Here is a 23,253-nt window from a genome sequence, read left to right on the forward strand (position 1 = left end):
ATGTAAATAATACGAAGTTCGTTACCAAGCTAAGGGGAATGGGATGAAACCGACCATTAGGGATGTGGCAGCGGAAGCCGGCGTCTCGATCGCGACGGTTTCGCGCGTGCTGAACGGGAAAGACCGGGTCAAGAACAGCACGAAGGCGAAAATCGAAGAAGCGATCCGCAAGCTTAACTTTCAACCCGACCAAAATGCGAGAAGCATGATCAAGAAAGAAACGAAGACGATCGGAATGGTCGTCCCGGAGCTGTCGAACGAATATTGGGCGCAGCTGTTCGACGTGCTGCAGCACCTATTCTGGGAGAGAGGATATACGATCTTCATCGGGACGACGGAGCGTAACCTGGAGAAGGAAGCGACCGTCGTGAAGACGTTCATCGAACGTAGAGTGGACGGCATCATCTTCGGATCCGCCTTGCCGAGACCGAATCCGGACCGTACGATGGAGCTGCTCGAACGATTCGCGGTTCCGACCGTGTCGCTCGATCCGAGAATGAAAGGGCTGCATTGCGTCGTCGGCGATCACCTGCAGGGCGCAACCGACGCGGTGGAACACCTCATCCGGCTCGGTCACCGCAGCATCGCGTACGTCGGAGGGCCGATCGTACCCGACAATCGAGAGCTCGGGCTGCGTAACGCATGCCTGTTGAACGACTTGCCGGTGAACGAGGCGTTGTTTCGGAGAACGAGCGATTCGCCGACGTTCCAGTCGGGTTACGCGGAGATGAAACGGCTGCTCGGAGAAGGGGAGTCGTTCACCGCCGTCTTCGGCTTTAACGACGCCGTCGCGTTCGGCTGCATCCGCGCGTTGGAAGAAGCGGGCAAGCGGATTCCGGACGATGTCGCGATCGTCGGATACGACGATATCCAGATGGCGACCGTCTTCAAACCGAGGCTGACGACGGTCCGCCAACCGGTTCGGGAGATCGGCGAGGCGTTGGCGACGCTGCTGCTGAGAGCGTTGTCCGAGACGCCCGACGCGCAGCGAAGCTTCCCGAGAACGCATATCGCCTTCAAGACGGAGCTTGTCGTGCGCGACAGCTGCGGAGGGCGCGGGTAACGCGAGAGGAAACACGCATGCCGACGATTCGGCCTGCGTGTTTTTTTGTCGCCGGAGCGCCGGGTTAGACGTTCTCGCACGGATTGTCGGCAAGGTTTCGGCCGCGCGCCAGCCAAAACCGCCAGCCCGGATTTTTCTCCGGATTGATCTTCGTATCGGCGGAAATATAACGCATCGTATATCCGCAGCGGCGGTACGGACTCGGATTCGCCGCCGCGCCGTGAATGATGCGCGAGTCGTGGAGCGAGCATTCGCCCCGTTCGAGCTCGAAGTAAACCGCCTTTTCTTCCTCGATGTTTTTCACTTGGGCATGGAACGTGTTGAACGTCTTGTCGACGTCTTCGTATTCGGAGAAGCCGTTAATATGCGTTCCGGGAATGACGCGCATGCAGCCGTTCTCCTTCGTGCTGCGGTCGAGCGCCAACCAGATCGTGACAATGCTGTCGTACTTGTCGAACCGTCCGTTCCAGTAGGCGGAGTCCTCGTGCCAAGGCGTCATACGGCCTTTGTACGGATCTTTGCAAATGAAATGGCTGGACCATAGGACGATATCGGGGCCGATTAAGCCTTCCACGAGATTCAAAGCTTCGTCGCTCAAGAGAAACTCCAGCAGCCGTTCGTCGCGGAAGTGCGGCGTGTCGAGCTCGTCGGACAACTTGGAGCCCTTCTCCGCAAGATGTTCTTCGAAGATCCCCGTAAGCCGGTTCAACTTCTCCTCGGAAAACAGCTGCTTATGATGCAAAATATATCCTTGCGTACGGTAATGTTCGATTTCCTGCGGCGTCAGCGTCGTTGTCATCGGAATCGTTCCTCCTCGGTTTTGAAGGGCGGTGGGGTTGGAAAACGTTTACGAATTCGAAGTCATTATAAAACGGAATCGACGTCCGAATCTTGCGAATGATTGACGCGGATTTGTGCTGTATTGACGCGGGAGTCCTTCTCCGGGATCAGCGACGTCTTGCGCGCTTTCCGGTACGAGGTCGGGGACAGACCGAAGCATCGCTTGAATTGATGGTTGAAGTGGCTGACGTTCTCGAAGCCGGATTCGTAACAGACCGAGAGCACCGGTTCGTCTGTGAAAATCAATAAATTGCCGGCGTACTGCAGCCGCGCCTCGTTAATCCATTGCGTCGGGGTGACGCCCAAATATTTCTTGAACGTCCGACTCAGGTGCTCGGGGCTCTTCGGCGACAGCTCGTGCATGCGAACGATGCCGCCGACGAACTGTTCCTTGCGCTTCATCGACTGCACCAAGCGCTCGAGCCAATCCGGCATCGGATCGTCCGCCGGCTCCGCCGATCCGGCGAAATATCGCATCAGCGCGTCGGCGAGGAACGCTCTCGCTTCGGCGCGAATGCGCCGCTTCCCGGAAGGCGGAAGAAGGGTCAAGTCTCGGAAGCGGGCAAGAAGGGATTCGGTTTGTTGACGCCCGAGCATAACGACAGGCGGGGACGCAGGTTGCGTCAACCCCTGAAAGTCGAAACCGTCGCCCAAGTACGTCCGAATCGCATCCATGACGCGGCTGGGAAACGCGATATTCAGCAGCTCGCCGGGACGGCCGTCCGCCGGTTCGTAATAATGGGCGTCGTTCGGCCGGACGAAAGCGAACGCGCCTTCTTCGAGCAGCGTCCGCTCGCCGTTGGCGATGTGGTGGAAGGCGCCTCGCGAGACGAGAAACACCTCGTAAAAGTCATGGTCGTGGATGCCCGTGACCGTGGCGAGCGAACGGTGGTGGGCGAAGTGTACCTCGGTTTCGACGTCGAAAATATCCTTTGCCAGAAGCGTAATCACTTGAAATTTTCCCCCTTGCGCAAAAAATAGTGTTTGACAATCGATGGGCGGCGACTATATTTTGGTAATGTAAACGTTTTTACTTACAAGGTGATTGTTTTTATTGGAGATAGTGAGATTTGCCCGAAATTTAATGAAAATGAAAAGAAATCTAAGGAAAAATGCAAAAATATTATGGCATTAAGTACAAAATGGGGTTATTTCCCATAATGTAACCGCTTTATATTTTATCATAAGACTGTAAACGTTTTAATACATATTTCTTAATTTGAGTTTGAAACCGTTTACTTTTTTGAGCTTGCCAAAAAAGGGGAGGGCCGGATCGATGTTATCCAAGCTGCCGAAGTACTTTGTGGGTCTCGCCGTCGCGGGGTCGATCGCGTATCTCGCGGTCGATTGGTTTCTGTCGAGAGGCTACGACCGGAACGCGATGGCCGGAATTCCGGAGTACGACAACGTCGACGAAAGCTCCATCTTGTCCGCGCAGGACATTAACGCCAAGCTCGAGCCTTCCTACTTGGCTTATGCGGCGGAACGGTCCGCACAGGGCGTCTCGGATGCCGAAAACGTGGAACTCGTCCTTCCGGCGGCGGCGTTCTCCTCGAAGAGCCCGTCGGGCGCGGCAGTCGAGAGCGGCATCGGCGATCTTCCCGGAACGTCGCTCGTCTTGAGCGAGGAGAACGCTTGGGTGGAATACGAGATCGACGTCCCGCGGGACGGCTTCTATCAGATCGGCATGACCTACTACGCTATGCCCGGGAAGCGCGCATCCGTCCTTCGCAGCTTGCAGATCGACGGCGCATACCCGTTCTATCAAGCGAAGAAGCTTGAATTCACTCGGCTGTGGACGGAAGAAGGCGACACCTGGTTCGACAACCAGGGCAACGAATACAACGCGAAGCAGAAGGAGACGTTCGGCTGGCAATATCGGGAGTTCCGAGACGCCGAGGCGAAGGTGTCGGAGCCGTTCCGGTTTCACTTGACGCAGGGCAAGCATACGCTGCGCCTCCATATGATCCGCGAGCCCGCGGCGATCGGCGAAATTCGCGTGTTCGCTCCGGTGCGGCTGCCTTCTTACGAGGAGGTGGCGAAATCGTACGAGACGAACGGCTACAAGCCGACGACGGGCCATTTGATCAAAATCCAAGCGGAAAGCCCGACGCTGAAGTCCGACCCGACGCTGCGCCGCATCGAAAACCGGGAGCCGTTGACGGAGCCGTTCAACAAGAAGGGCGTAGGGCTCAATACGTTCGGCGACCTTGCCTGGAAGCGCGGCGGCCAGTGGGCGGAATGGGCGTTCGAGGCGCCCGAGAGCGGTTTGTACGAAGTAGGCGCTCGGTTCGGCAGCTGGTGGTTGAACGGCATTCCCGTGGAGCGCATCGTGTCGATCGACGGCGCGATTCCGTTCCGGGAGATGAACGCGGTGAAGTTCCCGTACGAGGAAAATTGGCAGGTGGGCGACTTCGGCCTACGCGACGAGCCGTATTTGTTTTACTTGGAAAAAGGGGAGCATCGCATTCGCATGGAGGTTCAGGTCGGCTCGCTGGGGGAAGCGTTCGAGAAAGTGCGAGACGTGTCCCGCAAGATGTCCTTGCTGAGTCGGGAGATCATTCTATACACCGGTACGAACCCAGATCCGAATCGCGATTGGGAGCTGGAGCGTAAAATCCCGAATTTGATTCCGCGGCTTCACTTAATGGCGCGAGGACTCGACGACGCGATGAAGATGACGTTCGAGCTCGGCGTCGACCCGAGCAGCGCGGAGGTCGGACAGCTCGGCGTCATCCGAGACCAGCTGCTCGACATGGCGGAAGACCCGAACACGATCCCGGGCCGCATGCAGGCGATGACGGACTCGCAGTCGTCTCTCGGACTGTGGATTACGAACCTCAGTCAACAATCCTTGGATTTGGATTACCTTATCGTCAAGTCGCCGGATACGCCGTGGCCCCCGGCGGAAGCCCATTGGGCGAAGAAGGCGTGGTATTCGTTCCAAGATTTCCTGCTTTCGTTCCGGAAAGATTACAGCGGCATCGGCAACGTGTACGAAGCAGGCGAAGGCGAACGAACGCTTGACGTATGGGTCGCCCGAGGAAGGGATTGGGTCGAAATCATCAAGCAGCTGGCGGACGAGGATTTCACGCCGCAGACGGGCATCAAGGTGAACGTCAACGTTATCCCGGCGCAAGCGATGAACCTGCTCATGCTGTCGACGACGTCCGGCAAGCAGCCGGACGCGGCGCTGGGCGTCGAAGCGGAAGTGCCGATCGACTTCGCGATTCGCGGCGCGGTCGTCGACCTGAGCGAGTTTCCCGATTACGAGGACATCGCCTCAAGATTCCGGCCCGGCGCGTTAATCCCTTACGCCTACGACGGCGGCGCCTACGCGCTCCCGGAAAACCAAAACTTCACGATGCTTTTCTACCGAACGGACATCATGAACGAGCTGGGCGTCGAGGACATCCCGGAGACGTGGGACGAAGTGATGGATCTGATCCCGATCTTGCAGCAGAACGGCATGGACTTCTACTACCCGCACGCTTCCAATGCGCCGCAGCTTGCGGTGAACGAGTTTTCGCCGTTCCTGTTCCAATACGGCGGCGAGTATTACAAGGAGGGCGGCAGTCGGTCGGCGCTCGATACGCCGGAGGCGATGGAGGCGGTGAAGGTGTGGACCGGATTGTTCACCAATTACAAGATCAACAAGGACGCCAACTTCTATAACCGGTTCCGTTCGGGCGAGATGCCGATCGGCGTAGCCGATTACTCGACATACGTGCTGTTGTCCACGGCGGCGCCGGAGCTGTCCGGCTGGTGGGAGATGAAGCCGATGCCGGGCGTCCGCCAAGAAGACGGCCGCATTAACCGCTCTACCGGCGGCTCGGCGCAGACCGGCATGATTTTCAAGAACACCGGTATGGAAGCCGAGGCTTGGGAGTTCCTCAAATGGTGGACCAGCGCGGACGTGCAGGAGCGCTTCGGCGGCGAGCTGGAATCGATCCTCGGCGTGGAGGCGCGCTGGAACACGGCGAACGTGGAAGCGTTGGAGCGGCTTCCGTGGCCGGCGGTAGATATCGAAGCGATTCTGGAGCAGTGGGAATGGTTCCGAGAGCGGGAAGTCGTGCTCGGCGGGTACTACACGACGCGCCACGTGGCCAACATCTGGAACGAAATCGTGCTGAACGGGAAAAATCGCCGGGAAGCCGTCGAAGACGGCATCCGCGAAATCGATCGGGAGCTTCGCAAGAAGAGGGAAGAATTCGGGCTCGGCGAGCCCGGCTCTTCCGCCGAATAGGGGGCCGGGTACCGCATGAACCATACGACCGTTACTACGTCCGGGGCGGCCGCGTACGCTCCGGAGAGCAAGCTGAGACTGTTGTGGAAGGCGATGTACGCACACCGAGTGTCGTACTTGTTCCTTGCGCCGTTCCTCGTATTCTTCGCGCTGTTCACGATCATTCCGGTGCTCACGTCGATCGGGCTCAGCTTCACGTACTACAACATCCTGGAGTCCCCGCGCTTTATCGGGCTCGGAAATTACCGGCTGCTCTTCGTCGACGACGACATCTTCCTGACGGCGATCGGAAACACGTTGAAGTTCGCGGTCGTCACCGGTCCCGTCGGTTACATCATGGCGTTCCTGCTGGCGTGGTTGATCAGCCAAATTCCGAACCGGTACCGATTCTTGTACACCTTCTGCTTCTACACGCCGGCGATCACGAGCGCGGTCGCGATGACCGTCGTGTGGACGTATTTGTTCTCCGGCGATCGATACGGCATGATCAACAATTGGCTGCTGCAATCGGGCATTCTGAACGAGCCGTGGCTTTGGCTGCAGGACGTGAAGACGATCATGCCGGTGCTGATCCTCGTGTCGTTGTGGATGAGCATGGGCATCGGCTTCCTGGCGTTCCTCGCCGGACTGCAGAACGTGCCGCGGGACTTGTACGAAGCCGGCGCGATCGACGGAGTGAGATATCGGTGGCAGGAGCTATGGTACATCACGATCCCTTCCGTCAAGCCGCAGCTGCTGTTCGGCGCCGTCATGCAGGTCGTGTTTTCGCTCCAGGTGTTCGACGTGAGCGTCCAGCTCGTCGGCATCCCGAGTCCGCTATACGCCGGGCACACCGTGATGACCCATCTGTTCGACTATGCGTTCATTCGATTCGAGATGGGGTACGCATCGTCGATCGCCGTCGTCCTGTTTTTCATTATGGTGGGGCTGAACCGGTTCATCTTCAACATTCTCGGACATAAGGAGTGAGCAGCGATGGCCGTATCGTCTTCTACGATCGTGAAGGGAAGGTTCGACTGGGGCGGTCTCGCGCTCTACGCATTCCTTACCGTATTGGCGTTGTTTATGCTGGCGCCGCTCGTCTACATGGTGTCGACCGCGTTCAAGCCGATCTCGGAGCTGTTCTTGTTTCCGCCCCGATTTTTCGTCATGAACCCGACGTTGAAAAATTTCCATAACCTGCTGCTCGCGTCGGGCACGTCCTTCGTGCCGTTCACCCGGTATGCGTTCAACAGCGTCGTCGTGTCGCTCGGCATCGTCGTCGGCGGGGTGCTCATCTCCGCGATGGCGGCATATCCGCTAAGCAAGCACGTCGACATGCCGTTCCGGAAGTCGATCTTTAACGTCGTCATTCTGGCGCTCATGTTCGCCCCGCAGGTGACGCAAATTCCGCAGTATTTGGTCATTAACAAGCTGGGCCTCATGAATACGTATTTCGCCTTGGTCATCCCGTATCTCGCGTATCCCGTCGGGTTGTTCCTCATGAAGCAGTTCTTGGACCAGATCCCGGACGCGCTGCTCGAGGCGGGCAAGATGGACGGAGCGAAGGAATGGACGATCTTCTGGAAAATCGTCATGCCGCTTCTCAAGCCGGCCTGGTCGACGCTCGCGTTGTTCGTCTTCGTCGCCGCGTGGAACGATCCTTGGTCGTCCGCGGTGTATACGACGACGGAGGACATGAAGTCGCTGCCGTACGCGCTGACGACGATCAACGGCGGCACCGCGAACGCGATCGCGACGGCGGGCACGCTCGGAGCGGCAAGCCTGCTCATGATCGTCCCGACAGTCCTCGTCTTCGTCGTCACGCAGAAGATGGTGCTCGAGACGATGGCCCATTCGGGGATAAAGGAGTGAAGACGCCGCTATGAGACGGTACTTGCGCGCCGCGATCGTCGTGCTCCTCGGCTGTGCCATGCTTCCTATATCGGCATCGGCCGACAGTCCTTACGAAGGGTATATCTACGACAGCCTGCGGAATACGCCGCAGTCCATCAATGGGTACTTGTATCAAGACTCGATCGACGGCTACGATCTCGAGACCGGGCCGTTCGTCGAGCCGTCCGATATTTTCGTGGCGGAGGACGATACGTTTTACATCGCGGATACCGGGAACAACCGGATCGTCCGCATGGACGGCGATCGGAACGTCATTTCCGTCGTCGCGCCGGAGGAGGGCGAAGGGAAGCTGTCCTCGCCGAAGGGCGTCTACGTCACTGAAGAAGGGGAATTGTACGTCGCGGATACCGGAAATCAACGGATCGCGCGTTTCGATTCGTACGGCCGCTACGTCGGCCAATATTCGAAGCCGGATTCGCCGCTTCTTGAAACCGGATTCACGTTCTCGCCGTCGAAGGTCGTCTTCGACAAGCGGGGGTATTTGTTCGCCGTCAGCGAAGGCGCCCATCAAGGCTTGGTGCAGCTGCGGCCGGACGGAAGCTTCGCCGGATTTTTCGGCGCGAATCACGTCGAGTTCAGCTGGACCCGGCTGCTGGTGCGTTACATCGCGACGAAGGAGCAGCGGGATCAGCTCGCCAGCGTCCGCCCTCCCGAATTTTCCAACCTGTTTTTAGACCGGGAAGGGTTTATTTACACGACGACGTTCGGCATTCGAGCGAATCAAATCAAGCGGCTGAGCGCCGTCGGCGTCGATATTTTAAATCTGAACGAGTCGAGACGGTACGGAGATTACCGGATGCCGGTAGAGCGATGGTCCTCGCTGTTCGAAGCGTTCGTCGACGTCTCCGTCGACGCGAACGGCGTCATTACGGCGATCGATCAGACGACGGGCAAGGCGTTCCAATACGATCAACTGGGCAATCTGTTGTTCGTCTTCGGCGGGCTGGGCAATCAGAACGGACTGTTCATGACGCCGTCGGCGATCGATTCCATGTCGGACGGTACGATGCTTGTCGTCGACAAGACGCGCGGGCGCATCGATCGGTTCCGCACGACGCCGTTCGCCGACAAAGTACACGAAGCCGTTAAGCTGTACGTCGAGGGGAAATACGAAGAGGCCTCCGTCCCCTGGCATGAGGTGCTGCGCATGAACAGCAATTACGACTTGGCTTATAAGTCGATCGGCAAGGCGTTATACCGTGCGGAACGGTACGAAGAGGCGATGACGTACTTCAAAGCCGCGAAGGACCGGGCCGGGTTTTCGGAGGCGTATCTGGAATATCGCAAAATCTTCCTGCGCAAGCACTTCGACGTCATCTTCGGCGGGATCGCGCTCTTGTACGCGTTGTTCAAGGCGTACCGCTACAGGCGAAGCCGACGCCGACGGGCAGGCGGGGCTGCCGCGGGCGGAGGCTGGAAGAGGGGAGGGGCGAATCTGTGAAACCGTTACGGATGGCTCGGGACGTTATGCTGCATCCGCTGGAGTTTTTCTACGATATTCAATTCGTCGGCCGATCGAAGGTCGTCGCGGCGATCGCGCTCGTATTGCTGACCGTCGCGGTCCGCGTGCTGTCGTTGACGATTACCGGCTTCTCGTACCAAACGCGGGAGCCTTACCAAATCTCCGTCGTGCTTCAAGCCGTATGGATCATCGTTCCTTGGCTGACGTGGGCCGTCGCCAACTGGGGCGTCAGCACGATCGTCGACGGGGAAGGGAAATTCGTCGACGTGTTGTCCGGCAGCGCCTTCGCGTTCATCCCTTACGTCGTCTTCATGCTGCCGATCGCCGTCTTAACGAACGTACTTTCCTTAAGCGAAAGCATGATCGTCTCCGGCTTGACGGCGGCGGTCTATCTGTGGGTCGTCATGCTCGTCTTGATGAAGGTTAAGGTCGTACACGACTTCGAGTTGGGCAAGGTCGTATGGATTTCGCTGTTGACGATCGCCGGCATGTTCGTCGTCTGGTTTATCGGCCTTCTGGTGTTCGGGCTCGTAAACCAAGCGTTCTCCTTCGTCATCGGCTTATACAAGGAGCTGTCATTCAGATGGTAAGGGGGGGCAAGAGATGAGAAGCATGTCGAGGCTGAAGTCCGGTTTGCGGACGCATGCTTGGAAAATCGCGGGATACGCCGTTACGGCCGCTCTTACGATCGCTTTTATTCTGGTCATCAGCGAGCCCCCCGCCGAACCGGCCGCGCCGGCCGCCGCGGCCGTCGAGGAGCCGAAGCCGGAGCTGAACGAATTCGGCGCGCCTGACTTGTCGCTCGAGAACGAACGGTTCCGACTCCGCTTCGACGGTCGATACGGCGGCGTAACCGTAACGGATAAGGCGACGGGCGAGACGTGGGTCAGCATCCCGGCGATCGACGAGACGATGCCGCCGAACAACCAGCGGTTTATTCGTTCTCCCGTACATATCCGCTATACGGAAGGCAAGGGCAGCGCGCAGACGTACCCGTTCAAGGAGCAAGGGGCGCTGCAAGCGAAGCTGTCCGACGCCGGCGACGCGATCGTCGCCGCGTTCGACCTGCCGACGCTCGGGATGTCGTTCGTCATGGAATATCGACTGACGGACGACGGTCTGGAGATCGTCATCCCGTTCGATTCCATCCGCGACGGCGTCGACAAGAAATTGGTTTCGATCGAGCCCCTTCCGTTCTTCGAAGCGGCCGCGGGAACCGAACGCGGAGCCGTCGTCATACCGGACGGATCGGGCGCGATTATTCCGTTCAAGGAATCGCATCCGCCGTACTTCGAAATCTACAGCGAATTCATTTACGGCGGAGATCACGCGTTCCGAAAGAACGTATACCAGAAAGTTACGGACAACGAACGGGAGCTTCTCAGCTACGGCCCTCGGGAGATGGCGGCGCTCCCGATATACGGGATATATAAAGAAGGGGATAAGGCGTTCCTCGCCGTCGTTCAAGACGGAGCCGAGGACGCGAAGATCAACGCGACCCCGTCGGGGCTCCGCGGCATCCAGCTGTACCGAACGTCGGCGGAGTTTATTTACCGGAACGACGACGTCGTCTTTCTCGGCAGCTCCGGCGAGATTCCGTTGACGCTCAGCGACATGATTCCCGGCGATCGGTCGATTCGGTACGTATTTCTGCAAGGCGATGCCGCCGATTACGTCGGCATGGCGTCCGCCTACAGGAAGTATTTGACTACCGTGCAGGGCGTCGTCCCCGTCGAGGGACAGTCGCCGGCGTATCAGCTTCGGTTGTTCGGCGGCGTTCTGCAGGACGAAATCCTAGGGCGTACGTTCATCTCGATGACGACGTTCGACGAAGCCCGCCGGATGCTCGAAGGACTGATCGAACGCGGCGTCCGTTCGATCGAGCTGACGCTCGAGGGCTGGAACGACGGCGGCGCGTTCGGCAACCAACCGGCTCACCTGCCGGCGGACCGGCGGCTCGGCGGCACCGCGGATCTGAAGGCGTTGGCCGACTACGCCGCTTCGCAAGGGATCGACTTGTACCTCAAGACGAACTACGTGAAGCCGTTCCATAAGAGCAGAGCCATGAAGGAGTCGTCGGATGCGATCCGGGGCTTGAACAAGGAGCTGATGAAGGTTTACAAGCCGTACGTGACGACGCGGCAAGCTTCATACGAGCTGTATTACCTATTAAAGGCGGACCGCGTGTCGGAACGTTACGTCGAGAAGGAGATGCCGGCGTTCGCGGAGCTCGGCGCGACGGGCGTGCAGCTGGGATTGATGGGCAGCATGCTGTATTCGGACCCGGGCTCGAAGACGCCGACCTATCGGAAGACGACGCTCGACGCGTGGGTGAGGTCGATGGACGCCGCGCGGGAGCACGCCGGGAAGGCGGCGGTCGATTACGGCTTCGGCTACGCGCTGGGCCATGTGGATCGCATCGACGACATTCCGCTCGACTCGAGCCATTTCTTGTTCGAGGAACGTGCGATCCCGTTCTATCAAATCGCGGTTCACGGCATGATTCCGTATACGGCGAAGCCTTCCAATCTTCGAGACGACCCGAAGGCGGAGTTTCTACGGGCGCTCGAATACGGCGCGCTTCCGAGCTTTCGGTTCACGCACGAGGATCCGGCGATGCTGAAGCGGACGATGGTGGACGATCTGTTCAGCTCGCGCTTCTCGGAGTGGGCGGACTTGTCGGTGCGGGAATACAACGAGGCGGCCGCGGTGCTCGAACAGGTGGCCGGCGAGCCGATCGTCGCGCATGAGCGGCTGGCGGAAGGCGTGTTCCGGACGACGTACGGGAACGGCGTACAGGTTATCGTCAACTACAATTCGAAGGAGACGTCGGCGGACGGCGCGACCGTGCCGGCCCTCGGGTATGCGGTGAAGGGGGGAGCTCAATGAGAAGATTCGGGAAAATGTCGATGCGCACCCGCCACATCTTGGAAGGGTACTCGTTCATCTCCCTATGGGTCGTCGGCTTCCTGATGTTTCTAGCGGTTCCGTTCGGGCAATCGCTATATTACTCCTTCAACAAGATGACGTTGACGAATCAAGGACTCGTCGCTTCGTTCAACGGCCTTGCGTATTACCGGGAAGCGTTCACGCTGGACGTCGAGTTCGTGCCGAAGCTGATGTCGACGGTGACGACGATGGTCGTTCACGTGCCGCTCATCATCGTGTTCGCCATGTTCAGCGCCTTGCTGCTCAATCGTCCGTTCCGCGGACGCATGCTGTTCCGGTCGATCTTCTTCCTGCCGGTCATCATCGCCTCGGGCATGGTGCTCCAGAAGCTGCTGGAGCAAGGAGCCGCGACGCTGCCGATCTTCGTTCAATACGATCTGGCGCGAATCTTAAGCCAGTATGTTCCGGGCGAAGTGCTGCTGCCGCTCCTCCGAATGGCCGATTCGTTGACGCTCGTCATGTGGGACTCGGGCGTACAGATTCTTATTTTCCTGGCGGGCTTGCAGTCGATCTCGCCGTCGCTTTACGAAGCGGCCAAGTGCGACGGCGCGACGCCGTGGGAGAGCTTCTGGAAGGTGACGTTCCCGATGATTACGCCGATGATCCTGGTCAACATTTTGTTCAGCATCGTCAATTCGTTCACGAAGGTGAACAATTCCGTCATGCAATACATTCATACCGTCGCGTTCAAGGAGAACGATTACGGTTACGGCGCGGCGCTGGGGTGGATTTACTTCGCGATCATCTTCGCGATCATCCTGCTCGTCATGCTGATGTTTCGCAGAATGGATAATCCGTATACCCGGGAAGGCAGGTGACGCGAGTGCGATCGGAACATTCCGCGGAACGGACGGCCGCGGCGGATCCGCTGGCCCGTCTGGAAGCGAAAACCTCGGCGTACCTTCGTTCGAGGGCGGCGCGGCGCTCTAAAGAAGTGCTCGGCTTGACGCTGCACTATACGGTGCTGCTGAGCTTGTCCTTCGTCTTTATTTATCCGATTTTGTACATCGTCAGCCAATCGTTCATGCAGGTCGAGGACATTACCGACGCGACCGTGCAATGGATTCCGAAGGCGCTCTCCTTCGAGCATTACCGGTTCGCCTTCAACAAGATGGATTATTGGCACAGCTTCGGCAACAGCGCCGTCTCGACGCTTCTATCCGCCGCCGCGCAAATTTTCAGCTGCGCCGTCGTCGGGTACGGCTTCGCCCGTTATCGGTTTCCCGGTCACTCGCTCTTGCTCGCGCTCGTTCTGTTCGCGTTCCTCGTTCCGCCGCAGACGATCGTCATTCCGTTGTTCATCTTCTTCGGAGAGCTTCACTGGCTCAATACGTCGATGCCGATCATCGTGCCGGGGTTGTTCGCGCAGGGGCTGCGGGGCGCTCTGTTCGTCCTGATCTTCATGCAGTTTTTCCGCGGATTGCCGCACCAGCTGGAGGAGGCGGCGCGCATCGACGGCGCCGGCGCGTACCGCACGTACTTCCAAATCATGCTGCCATTGTCCGGACCGGCGCTGCTCGTCGTCTTCCTGTTCTCCACCGTATGGCATTGGAACGACGTCTTCGAACCGAACCTGTATTACATGGTTCAGGAATTCTATAACTTGCCGCAGCAGCTGGCGATCTTGGATACGGAAGGCGTGTTCCGCGTTCAGCAAGCGAAGATGATGACGGGAGGCCGCACGCTCGGATCGGTGCCGACCAATTTCAACCGGAATATGGCGGGGGCGCTCATCACGATTTTGCCGCTCATTCTGCTTTACGGATTCGCCCAACGCTATTTCATAGAAAGCGTAGAACGGACCGGCATCGCGGGAGATTGATTCGCTGTCCCGGCAGGCTCGTTCGTAAAGGAGCGTGATGCGTATAGGAGCGTAATGTCGGCGCAGGATTTCAAGGGACGCACCGAAAATCCAAAAAAAGGTGGATGTCAAATGAAAAAACGAGCATCGATTTCACTGATTTTGATTCTTGTTCTGACGATGGCGCTGGCGGCTTGCTCCGGAGGAAGCGGACTCGGAACCGGTACGCCGGAGCCGGCCGATCCGAAAGCGGAAGCCCCGTCGAACGACAACAAAGGCCAAACGGACGCTCCGCCGGCGCAAGAGGTCGTTACGGCGGATCCGAACAACTTCGTCCCGGCGCTCGCGACGGATACGCAGGGGGAGGTCACGGTATGGGCCGCCTGGCCGTTGGAATCCTGGATCGGCATGTTCAATTCCCAATACCCCAACGTCAAGGTGAATCTCGTCGTGATGGACGAAATCGAGGGGAAGCTGAAGACGGCGTTGGCCGCGGGTTCCGGCGCGCCGGACATCGCGTTCCTCGACGGCGGGTTGATGGGCAACTACAACACGGTCGACGGATTCGAGGATTTATTGCTTCCGCCGTATAACGCGGGGATATACGAGGATTTCTTCCCGCCGTCCGTATGGCAGCGCTTCAAGTCGCTCGACGGACAGAAGCTGATCAGCATCGCCACCGACACCGCGCCGGCCGTTACGTTTTATCGCGTCGACATCCTGGAAGAGAACGGCTTCCCGACCGATCCTGCGGAGCTCGGGGAATACATCGCGAACGCCGACAACTTCATCAATATGGCGAAGACGCTCCAAGCGCAGGGCAAGTATTTGATCCAGTGGGATACGGAGCCGCTGAGCATCTATACGTTCGGCATCGGATTTTTTAACCGCAAGCTCGAGTGGCAGCGCAACACGCCGCAATTCGCCGACGGCTTGGATTTGTCGAAACGGTTCAAGCAAGAGAAGCTCGCCTCGAACATCGACTTCTGGTCGGACGAAGGGACGCAGGCGCTCGCTTCGGGCAAGACGGCCATGACGTTCCTCGGCAACTGGGGCGTCGACGAAATTCGCAACAAAGCGCCGGATACGGAAGGCAAATGGCGCGCGACGCATCTGCCGTTCGGCGCGTACGGCGGCTGGGGCGGCGCTTCGCTCGGCATCACGACGCAAAGCAAGAATAAACCGCTCGCGTGGGAGTTTATCCGGTTGATTCTCCTCAACAACGTCTTCGCGAACAAGGAAAACATCCAGTACGGCGGGACGCCCGCGTTCTTGCCCGCGTACGACCTGCTGGAGTCGGTGGAGACGCCGAACGTCTTCCTCGGCGGCCAGAAGACAGGGAAGATGTATATGGAGATGATTCAGAAAATTCCGGAATCGATCAGCACGCCGCTCGACGTCAAGGCCCAGGAAATCTGGGATAAGGGCATTCAAGAGGCGCTCGAGAAAAACATCGATTCCAAGACGGCGCTGCAAAACATTCAAGACGAGGTGGAGCGCGTCTTGGGTCCGGACATCGCGGCGCTGAAGCAGCAGCTCGGTATTCAGTAACGGATTTTGCGCCGGAATCGTTCGCGTCCGCGAGCGATTCCGGCTTCCATCCTCCGGAGGTGAACGTATGATCCGATGGGGCATCTTGGGCTGCGCGGCCATCGCCGAGCAGCATATCGTTCGAGCGATTCGGAGCTCGCCGAGCGGGGAGGCCGTCGCGGTCGCCAGCCGAAGAGCGGATACGGCCAAGGCGTTCGCCGACCGGCACGGCATTCCGCGGCACTACGGCAGTTACGAGGCGCTGCTCGCCGATCCGGACGTGGATGCGGTTTACGTTCCGCTGCCGAATCATCTGCATTGCGAGTGGACCGTGCGCGCGGCTCTCGCAGGGAAGCATGTGCTGTGCGAGAAGCCGTTCGCGATGGACGCCGAGGAAGCGGTCCGCATGGCGGAAGCGGCCAAGACCGCGAACGTGCGGCTGGCGGAAGCGTTCATGTACCGACACCACCCGAGGTACGCCCGCGCGAAGCAGTGGATCGCTTCGGGCGCGATCGGCGACGTGCGTGCCGTCTCGGCGTCGTTCGCGTTCGATCTGTCGAGTCGATCCGACGATATTCGCTTTCGTCCCGAACACGGCGGCGGCTCGGTGTACGACAACGGCTGTTACGCGATCAGCGGGGCGAGGCTGCTGCTCGGCTCGGAGCCGGAAGCCGTGACGGCCCATGCGTGGACGTCCGAACGCCATGGCGGCGTCGATATGATGAACGCGGCGCTGCTGGAGTTCCCCGGCGGGATCGGCGCGACGCTGCTGTTCGGCATGTGGTGCGACGGCCGGAACGAAATTCTGGTGTTGGGGAGCGAAGGCAGCATCGCGATTCCGAACGCGTTTTACTACGAGCCCCCGGAGGAAACCCGGCTGATCCTGCGGAGCGGGGGAGAAACCGTCGAGGAGACGTTCTCCGCGACGGATCATTACGCGCTGCAGGTCGAGTCTTTCGCGAGAAGCGTGGAAGAGGGCGTCGATCCCGCGTTCCCGCCGGAGGACGCGGTCGCGAACATGCGCGTCGTCGAGGCGACGCTGCGCTCGGCCCGTTCGCGGACCCGCGTCGTCATCGGGTAGCGCCGGAGCCGCCGAAGGAGGGAGAACGATGACTGCCGCTGTGTTAAACGATGCGCAAATCGAGCATTTCATCGACAAGGGTTGGGTAAAGCTGGAGCGGGCGTACGCGGAAGCGGACGCGTTGGCCGCCCAGACGTACGTGTGGAGTCAAGTGGAGCGGCGAGGCGTGCTGCGAAGCGACCGTTCGACTTGGACGAAGCCGATGGTCCGGATGAACGAAAATTACGACACGCCGGAGTTTCGGGCTTGCCAAACCGACCGATTGCTGGGCGCGATCGAGGACTTGATCGGACCCGGGCAGTGGTTGTTTCGCGAACGGCCCATTCGTTGGGGGTGGTGGCCGGTAAATTTCAGCCAAGGCGCCGAGCGGGCGTGGGACGTCCCGACCGAAGCTTGGCATATCGACGGCATCCATCACCCCCAATTTCTCGATAGTCCGGAACAAGGGCTGCTTCTGCTGTGCATCTTCTCCGAAATCGGTCCGCGCGGCGGCGGCACGCTCGTCGTCGAAGGGTCGCACAACATCGTGGCTCGCATTCTGAAGGAGCGCCCGGAAGGGCTTGCGGTGAAGGAAGTGAACGAAGCGGCCAAGCGGCATCCGTATTTGGCCGAGTTGACCGGCAGTCGGCCGATCCCGGACGGCCTCTCCCGCATCGAGCGATTCATGGAGCGCGAGACCGTCGACGACGACGGCTTCCGGCTTCGCGTCGTAGAGACGACCGGGAGGCCCGGGGACGTCATCATCGGTCACCCGTTCTTGTTCCATGCGGCGTCGCCGAACCATACGGGCGCGCCGAGATTTATGTGCAACAACCAAGCGCCGCTGCGGGACCGCATCCGATTGGACCGGCCGCCCGGCGAGTCGCACACGCCGTTAGAACGGTCGATTCGCAAGGCCGTCTATTGAGAAGAGGGATGGGGAACGGGATGAAAATTACGATTAAGGAGGTGGCGAAGGAGGCGGGGGTTTCCATCGCTACCGTTTCAAGAGTGTTAAACGGCAAGGACGGAATCAAGCCTTCCACGAAGGACCGCGTGGAGAAGGCGATCGTGAAGTACAACTTCTCTCCGGACCACATCGCCCGATCCATGATCGTAAAGGAGTCCAAAACGATAGGGCTGTTAGTGCCACAGTTATCCAACGAATACTGGGCTACCTTGGCGGAAGTCATCGAGGAAGCGCTCTGGACGCATGGATATACGCTGTTGTTATGTACGTCGTCGACCCGCGACGACAGCCTGCAGAAGGAGAAAGCCGCGATCCATTCCTTCATTCAACGGAAGGTCGACGGCATCATCTACAGCACCTCCAGCGGGGCGAACGAGTCTTTCCTGGAATTCACCGAGCAGATCAAGCGATACGGCGTGCCGATCGTCGCCTTCGATCAAAAAATCCAAGGGATGAGCCAAATATACGGCGATCATCTGCAAGGCGCGATGGACGCGGTCAAGCATCTCATTCAGCTCGGCCATCGGAATATCGCGTACATCGGCGGGCCGCTCGTCAGTCCCGAACGGGAGCTCGGATACCGGAACGCGCATACGATCCACGATTTGCCCGTCTACGAGCAACTGATTACGCGCGGCGAACCGACGTTCCAATTCGGCTACCGCGCGATGCGGGAGCTGATCGAGTCGGGACGCCTGTTCACAGGCGTGTTTTGCGGCAACGATCTCATCGCGCTCGGCGCGCTGCAGGCGCTCGAGACGGCCGGGCGGCGCGTGCCGGAGGACGTCGCGGTCGTCGGGTACGACGACATTCATATGGCCAGCTTCGCCAAGCCCGCGCTGACGACCGTGCGGCAGCCGATCGCCGAGATGGGGCGGACGCTCGTGGAGCAAGTTTTGTTGTCCATCGAAACCGGCAACGCCCCTCAACAGAGCCGCCATCTCGTCTTTCCGATGACGCTCGTCGTTCGGGAAAGCTGCGGCGCGAAGACAAGGGTTCGGACGTTGTAACGATCGGATCGTCGGCGAGCGCGGCATTACACATAACGGTTCATTACCGACAAAGGAGAGACGTAACATGAAAAGAGTCAAAGTCGGCGTCATCGGATTAGGGGAAGTCGCGCAAATCATTCATCTGCCGATCTTGCAAGCGCTGAGCGACCGATATGAAGTCGTCGCGTTATGCGATATTTCGCCTTCGCTCGTCGCCTGGGCCGGAGAACGGTACGGAGTTGACGCGCTCTACACCGACGCGCACGAGCTCGTGCGGCGGGAAGACATAGACGCCGTGTTCGTTCTGAACAGCGACGAATATCACGCCGAGCACGCCATCGCCGCGATCCGCCAAGGCAAGCATGTGTTGATCGAGAAGCCGATGACGCTCACCGTCTCCGACGCGGACGCGCTCATCGCGGCGAGAGACGAGGCCGGCGTGCAGGTGTTGGTCGGCTACATGCGCCGGTACGCGCCGGCGTTCGAGAAGGCGTGCGAGGAGCTCGCGTCGCTGGGACCGATTCAATACGCGCGCATCCGCGACATTATCGGGCAGAACGCGATGATCATCGAGCAGTCGAGCGTCGTGCGCCGGTTCCAAGACATTCCGAAGGAAGCCTCAGACGACCGCTGGGCGCGGGCCAAGCGGATGGTCGACGAGGCGGTCGGCGACGTGCCGCAGCCGATCCGGAATTCGTATCGTCTGCTGGCGGGATTGAACAGCCACGATCTGTCCGCCATGCGGGAGCTGCTAGGCATGCCCAAGCGGGTCGTGTCCGCCTCCCATTGGAACGACGGGTATTACATCACGGCGACCTTCGAGTTTGACGGCTATCATGCGACGTTCGAAACCGGCGTCGATCACCAGCGCCGATTCGACGCGCACATCGAAGTGTTCGGCAAGTCGAAGCAGATGAAAATTCAGTACGATACGCCGTATATTCGCCACCTGCCGACGACGCTGCAGGTCTCGGAGACGGTCGGCGACGCGTATCGACAATCCGTGCACCGACCGACGTTCAAGGATCCGTATACGGTCGAGCTCGAACGCTTCTACGACGTCGTCGCGGGCGGGGCGCAGCCGAAGACGACGCCGGAGGATTACAAAGAAGATCTCGCTTTGTTTAAGATGATTTGCGACGCGCTGCTGCGCAATTATTCTTCCGTCGCGCAATAAAGCTTCGAAGGACGGCGGTTGAAGGAGGAAACGAGCGATGGGGACGGCGGGTTCGGCCACGGGTGAATTCATCTACGCGAAAGAGGAATTGGAATGCCGGTTCGATGCGTATTCGGGCCGATTGTTGTCCGTTCGCCGCGGCGAGACGACGTTCGCGACGAGCGGACTCGTCGTCGACGTAGGCGTCGACGGCCGATACGCGCTAGGCACGCTTGAATACCGTCCGTTGGACGGTCTGCACACGTGGGAGCTGCCCTTGATCGTTCCGAACGGCGGCGGGTCCGCGAACGCTCGATTCCTGGGACATTCGCTCGACGGCGACGGCCGGCTGCATCTGAATTATGCGTTCGACGGCCTGCTCCTGTCCGTCGAATACGCCGTTCGGGCGGGGACGTTATGTATCGAAGCGGACATCCGGAACGCCGCTTCCTCGCGCCGCCTCGTGGAAGGCGTCGCCTTCCTGCTGCCGCAGGCGCTCCCGAACGAGGCGTCCCTGCGCTTTGAATTTCCCGGCAACGTACCGCACGGCGTCTATTCCGCAGACGAGCTTCGCGCGTCGGACGCTCCGATCGCGACCGGATTGGTCAATCCCGTCATTCATGCCGCCATGGGCGATCTGAGCTTCAATGTGCTCTTCGTGGACGAAGAAGAAAAATGGGCGACCGCCGTGTACAGAGCGGCGGAGCCTTCCCTCGTCTACGCGAACGTGGCGGCCGTCGAGTGCTTCTTGGAGCCGGGGGAGTCGTTCCGCTGCGGCACGCTGTACGTACAGCCGGTCGGACGGCTATCGCCGTCCGAAGCGGTGCGCGCCTTGTACGCTTCGCGCGGCTGGACTCCGCCGACGGACGGCGTTCGCGACGGCGTGCTGTACTCCTGCCATCCGTACGGCACGATGGATTCGGGCTTTCAGGACCGCAGGACGATAAGCGAGTTCGCCGATGCGCTGCCGGGACTTAAGGCGATCGGCGTCGACCATGTCTGGGTGCTGCCGATCTTCGAGCACTTGGACCGGGGCGTCTATCATCCGACGGACCAAGCGATCATCGATCCGCGGTACGGCACGGACGACGACGTCGCCGCCTTCAGCCGAACCGCGCACGAGCTTGGGATGACGTTGTTGTTCGATTACGTACCGCACGGGCCGGAGCCCGAGGATCCCCTCGGCGTCAAGCTGCGGCAGTGGGCCGCGGTCGACCGCGGCGGACAGCCCGTTATCGAGTGGAACTGCTTGAGCTTCGATATGGCGAATCCGGACTACCAAGCGTATTTCCGCGCGCTCGTCCACGACCATGTCGATCGATTCGACATCGACGGCAGCCGCATCGATTGCGCGATGGGAGGTTTGACGAATTGGAAACCTGCCCCGGGGAATCGGCCGAGCAGCTCCAATTTGAAGGGAGGCGTCGCGATCTCGAGGACGATTCGGGAGGCGCTCGCGGAGAAGGGCAAGAAGCCGCTCGTCACGCCGGAAAATTTCAATCCGGTACCCGTATATGCACCGTATACCGATGCGTTCTACGATATGGCGTTGTACCGCGTTCTCTTCGAACTCGAGAACGCCGGGCTGGAACCGGCGGAATACGCGGCGCGCCTTACGCATTGGCTCGAGACGGAGCTGCGGTTCACGCCTGAAGGCTATATCAAGCTGCGCTTCCTCGGCAACCACGATACCGTCTCCTGGGTATGGCAGAAGCGGCGCGCGACGGAAGCGTACGGCGTCGAGAAGGCGAAAGCGCTCTGGGTTCTGATAAGCAGCATCGACGGCATGCCGATGCTGTACCAGGGCGACGAAGACGCTTCGATCTACCGGCGCACGGGTCCGGACCTGCGGTCGTTCTTTACGTCCTTGTTCGAAGCGCGGAAGACGTGGCTCGGCAACGAGTACGATATTCGCTATCAGAAGACGGACTCCCCGATCGTCGCTTTCGCGCGTACGAACGGGACGCGGAGAAGATGGGTTGCGGTGAACCTATCCCCGGAGCCGGCTTCATGTACGGCGGCGGCGGTCGTTCGAGACGTCTTGTACGGGGCTTGCGACGTAGGCGGCGACGGGCGCTCCGTGTCGTTGCAAGGATACGGCTACGTCTTGGCCGCTACGGAATGACGGGATGGGGAAGGGAACGGGCACGGGCACGAATTATGATTTGGTACGAACCTAGGGAGGGGTAATTATGGATACGATGAGAGCCAGCGTGATCGCCGGGCCGAGGAAGAGCGAGGTCGTCGCGGTTCCGATCCCCGACATCGGGGAAGAGGAGGTGCTGATCCGCGTCACCGCCTGCGGCGTGTGCGCCTCCGAGCTGCACCCGTGGATGGAGGGAGCCGGTTGGCTGGAGGCGTCCGGCCGCCGGCCGATCTTCGGTCACGAGCCGGTCGGCATCGTCGAGAAGGTCGGTTCGCGGGTTCCCGGGTTTCGACCGGGAGACCGCGTCACGGGGCTGATTCAGAACGCCTTCGCACATTATGCGAAAGCCGATTACCGCAAGCTCGTCCGCGTCCCCGAAGGACTGGACGACTTGGAGGCGTTGGGCGAGCCGCTATCCTGTTTGATGAGCGGCGCGGACCGGACGCCCGTCGGGCTCGGGCAGGATGTTGCCGTCGTCGGCGCGGGGTTTATGGGACTGGGCTTCTTACAGTTGATGCGTCTGAAGGGGGCGGGGAAGATCGTCGCCGTCGACATGCGGGAAGAGAGTCTGGCGGCGGCTCGACGGTTCGGCGCGGACGAAGCCTATACGCCGCAAGAAGTTCCGGCGGAATATAAGGTGACGGCCTGGTCGCATATGGACGAAGGGATCAAGGGAATCGACGTCGCGGTCGAAGCGTCCGGCACTCAAGGCGGCCTGCAGTTGGCCGGAGATATGACGGCGGTCCACGGCGCGTTGTCCGTCGTCGGCTACCATCAGGGCCACGGCGGCATGCGCAGCGTAAATATGGAGCTGTGGAATTGGAAGGCGATCACCGTCGTCAATGCGCACGAGCGGCGGAGCGAAGTTCACATGAAGCAGATGGAAGCCGGTCTTCGACTGATCCGGAACGGTTTGTTTAACATGAGGGATCTGATCACGCACGAATTCACCTTGGAGCAAGTAGATCAGGCGTATGAAGCGATCGCTTCGAAGCCTGCCGGCTTTATTAAGTCCGTTATCCGAATCGATTGATTTCCGGGGGAATCGCGCCAAGCGACAAGATTGTCGTTCTTTCGTCGAAACGGGTCTCATCTTGTTTGATATGTGGTTAATATTTAATAGAGTAAATAATTAAATAGAT

Annotated in this window: 18 protein-coding genes; 16 read left to right on the forward strand and 2 right to left on the reverse strand. The window is 59.6% G+C overall.

The window, feature by feature from the left end:
* Positions 1-43: 43 nt before the first annotated feature.
* Positions 44-1,063, forward strand: a complete 1,020-nt coding sequence (locus FE782_RS08185) for a LacI family DNA-binding transcriptional regulator (protein ID WP_138193595.1) — start codon at positions 44-46, stop codon at positions 1,061-1,063.
* 64 nt (positions 1,064-1,127) lie between these two features.
* On the opposite strand, the gene FE782_RS08190 is transcribed toward FE782_RS08185, so the two are convergent.
* Both FE782_RS08190 and FE782_RS08195 read right to left on the reverse strand, forming a co-directional pair.
* Positions 1,128-1,862: a phytanoyl-CoA dioxygenase family protein gene (locus FE782_RS08190; RefSeq protein ID WP_138193596.1), complete on the reverse strand. Its 735-nt coding sequence runs from the start codon at positions 1,860-1,862 to the stop codon at positions 1,128-1,130.
* A gap of 65 nt (positions 1,863-1,927) precedes the next feature.
* Positions 1,928-2,854, reverse strand: coding sequence for a helix-turn-helix domain-containing protein (locus FE782_RS08195; RefSeq protein ID WP_138193597.1), 927 nt, complete (start codon positions 2,852-2,854; stop codon positions 1,928-1,930).
* Between the two features lie 325 nt (positions 2,855-3,179).
* On the opposite strand from FE782_RS08195, the gene FE782_RS08200 reads away from it, so the two are divergent.
* The 15 genes from FE782_RS08200 (at position 3,180) to FE782_RS08270 (ending at position 23,144) form a co-directional block, all read left to right on the forward strand.
* Positions 3,180-6,149: an extracellular solute-binding protein gene (locus tag FE782_RS08200; RefSeq protein WP_138193598.1), complete on the forward strand. Its 2,970-nt coding sequence runs from the start codon at positions 3,180-3,182 to the stop codon at positions 6,147-6,149.
* 15 nt (positions 6,150-6,164) lie between these two features.
* The gene (locus FE782_RS08205) at positions 6,165-7,118 is read left to right on the forward strand and encodes a carbohydrate ABC transporter permease (RefSeq protein ID WP_138193599.1); all 954 of its coding nucleotides are present in this window, start codon (positions 6,165-6,167) and stop codon (positions 7,116-7,118) included.
* 6 nt (positions 7,119-7,124) lie between these two features.
* Positions 7,125-8,003, forward strand: a complete 879-nt coding sequence (locus FE782_RS08210; protein WP_138193600.1) for a carbohydrate ABC transporter permease — start codon at positions 7,125-7,127, stop codon at positions 8,001-8,003.
* 10 nt (positions 8,004-8,013) lie between these two features.
* A complete protein-coding gene (locus FE782_RS08215) occupies positions 8,014-9,486 on the forward strand; it encodes an NHL repeat-containing protein (RefSeq protein ID WP_138193601.1) in 1,473 nt (490 codons plus the stop codon).
* Positions 9,483-10,097, forward strand: a complete 615-nt coding sequence (locus tag FE782_RS08220; RefSeq protein WP_138193602.1) for a YIP1 family protein — start codon at positions 9,483-9,485, stop codon at positions 10,095-10,097. Before FE782_RS08215 ends, FE782_RS08220 begins: the two co-directional genes overlap by 4 nt.
* 13 nt (positions 10,098-10,110) lie before the next feature.
* Positions 10,111-12,396 carry a DUF5696 domain-containing protein gene (locus tag FE782_RS08225; RefSeq protein ID WP_138193603.1) on the forward strand — a complete coding sequence of 762 codons (2,286 nt, stop codon included), beginning with the start codon at positions 10,111-10,113 and terminating at the stop codon, positions 12,394-12,396.
* The gene (locus FE782_RS08230; RefSeq protein WP_138193604.1) at positions 12,393-13,274 is read left to right on the forward strand and encodes a carbohydrate ABC transporter permease; all 882 of its coding nucleotides are present in this window, start codon (positions 12,393-12,395) and stop codon (positions 13,272-13,274) included. The genes FE782_RS08225 and FE782_RS08230 overlap by 4 nt, the downstream gene beginning before the upstream one ends.
* A gap of 5 nt (positions 13,275-13,279) precedes the next feature.
* A complete protein-coding gene (locus FE782_RS08235; protein WP_138193605.1) occupies positions 13,280-14,278 on the forward strand; it encodes a carbohydrate ABC transporter permease in 999 nt (332 codons plus the stop codon).
* Between the two features lie 111 nt (positions 14,279-14,389).
* Complete coding sequence (locus FE782_RS08240; RefSeq protein WP_158299302.1) at positions 14,390-15,808, forward strand: ABC transporter substrate-binding protein; 1,419 nt, start codon at positions 14,390-14,392, stop codon at positions 15,806-15,808.
* Between the two features lie 67 nt (positions 15,809-15,875).
* Positions 15,876-16,868, forward strand: coding sequence for a Gfo/Idh/MocA family protein (locus FE782_RS08245; protein ID WP_138193607.1), 993 nt, complete (start codon positions 15,876-15,878; stop codon positions 16,866-16,868).
* A gap of 28 nt (positions 16,869-16,896) precedes the next feature.
* Positions 16,897-17,775: a phytanoyl-CoA dioxygenase family protein gene (locus FE782_RS08250; protein WP_138193608.1), complete on the forward strand. Its 879-nt coding sequence runs from the start codon at positions 16,897-16,899 to the stop codon at positions 17,773-17,775.
* Between the two features lie 20 nt (positions 17,776-17,795).
* Positions 17,796-18,827: a LacI family DNA-binding transcriptional regulator gene (locus tag FE782_RS08255; RefSeq protein ID WP_158299303.1), complete on the forward strand. Its 1,032-nt coding sequence runs from the start codon at positions 17,796-17,798 to the stop codon at positions 18,825-18,827.
* Positions 18,828-18,894: 67 nt separating this feature from the next.
* The gene (locus tag FE782_RS08260) at positions 18,895-19,986 is read left to right on the forward strand and encodes a Gfo/Idh/MocA family protein (RefSeq protein WP_138193610.1); all 1,092 of its coding nucleotides are present in this window, start codon (positions 18,895-18,897) and stop codon (positions 19,984-19,986) included.
* A 37-nt stretch (positions 19,987-20,023) separates the two neighbouring features.
* Entirely contained in the window at positions 20,024-22,090 is a 2,067-nt protein-coding gene (locus tag FE782_RS08265; RefSeq protein WP_138193611.1) for an alpha-amylase family glycosyl hydrolase, read from the forward strand.
* A 67-nt stretch (positions 22,091-22,157) separates the two neighbouring features.
* A complete protein-coding gene (locus tag FE782_RS08270) occupies positions 22,158-23,144 on the forward strand; it encodes an alcohol dehydrogenase catalytic domain-containing protein (protein WP_138193612.1) in 987 nt (328 codons plus the stop codon).
* Positions 23,145-23,253 lie beyond the last annotated feature (109 nt).

Origin of the sequence: Paenibacillus antri (genome assembly GCF_005765165.1) — a bacterium.
Classification (GTDB): Bacteria; Bacillota; Bacilli; order Paenibacillales; family YIM-B00363; genus Paenibacillus_AE; species Paenibacillus_AE antri.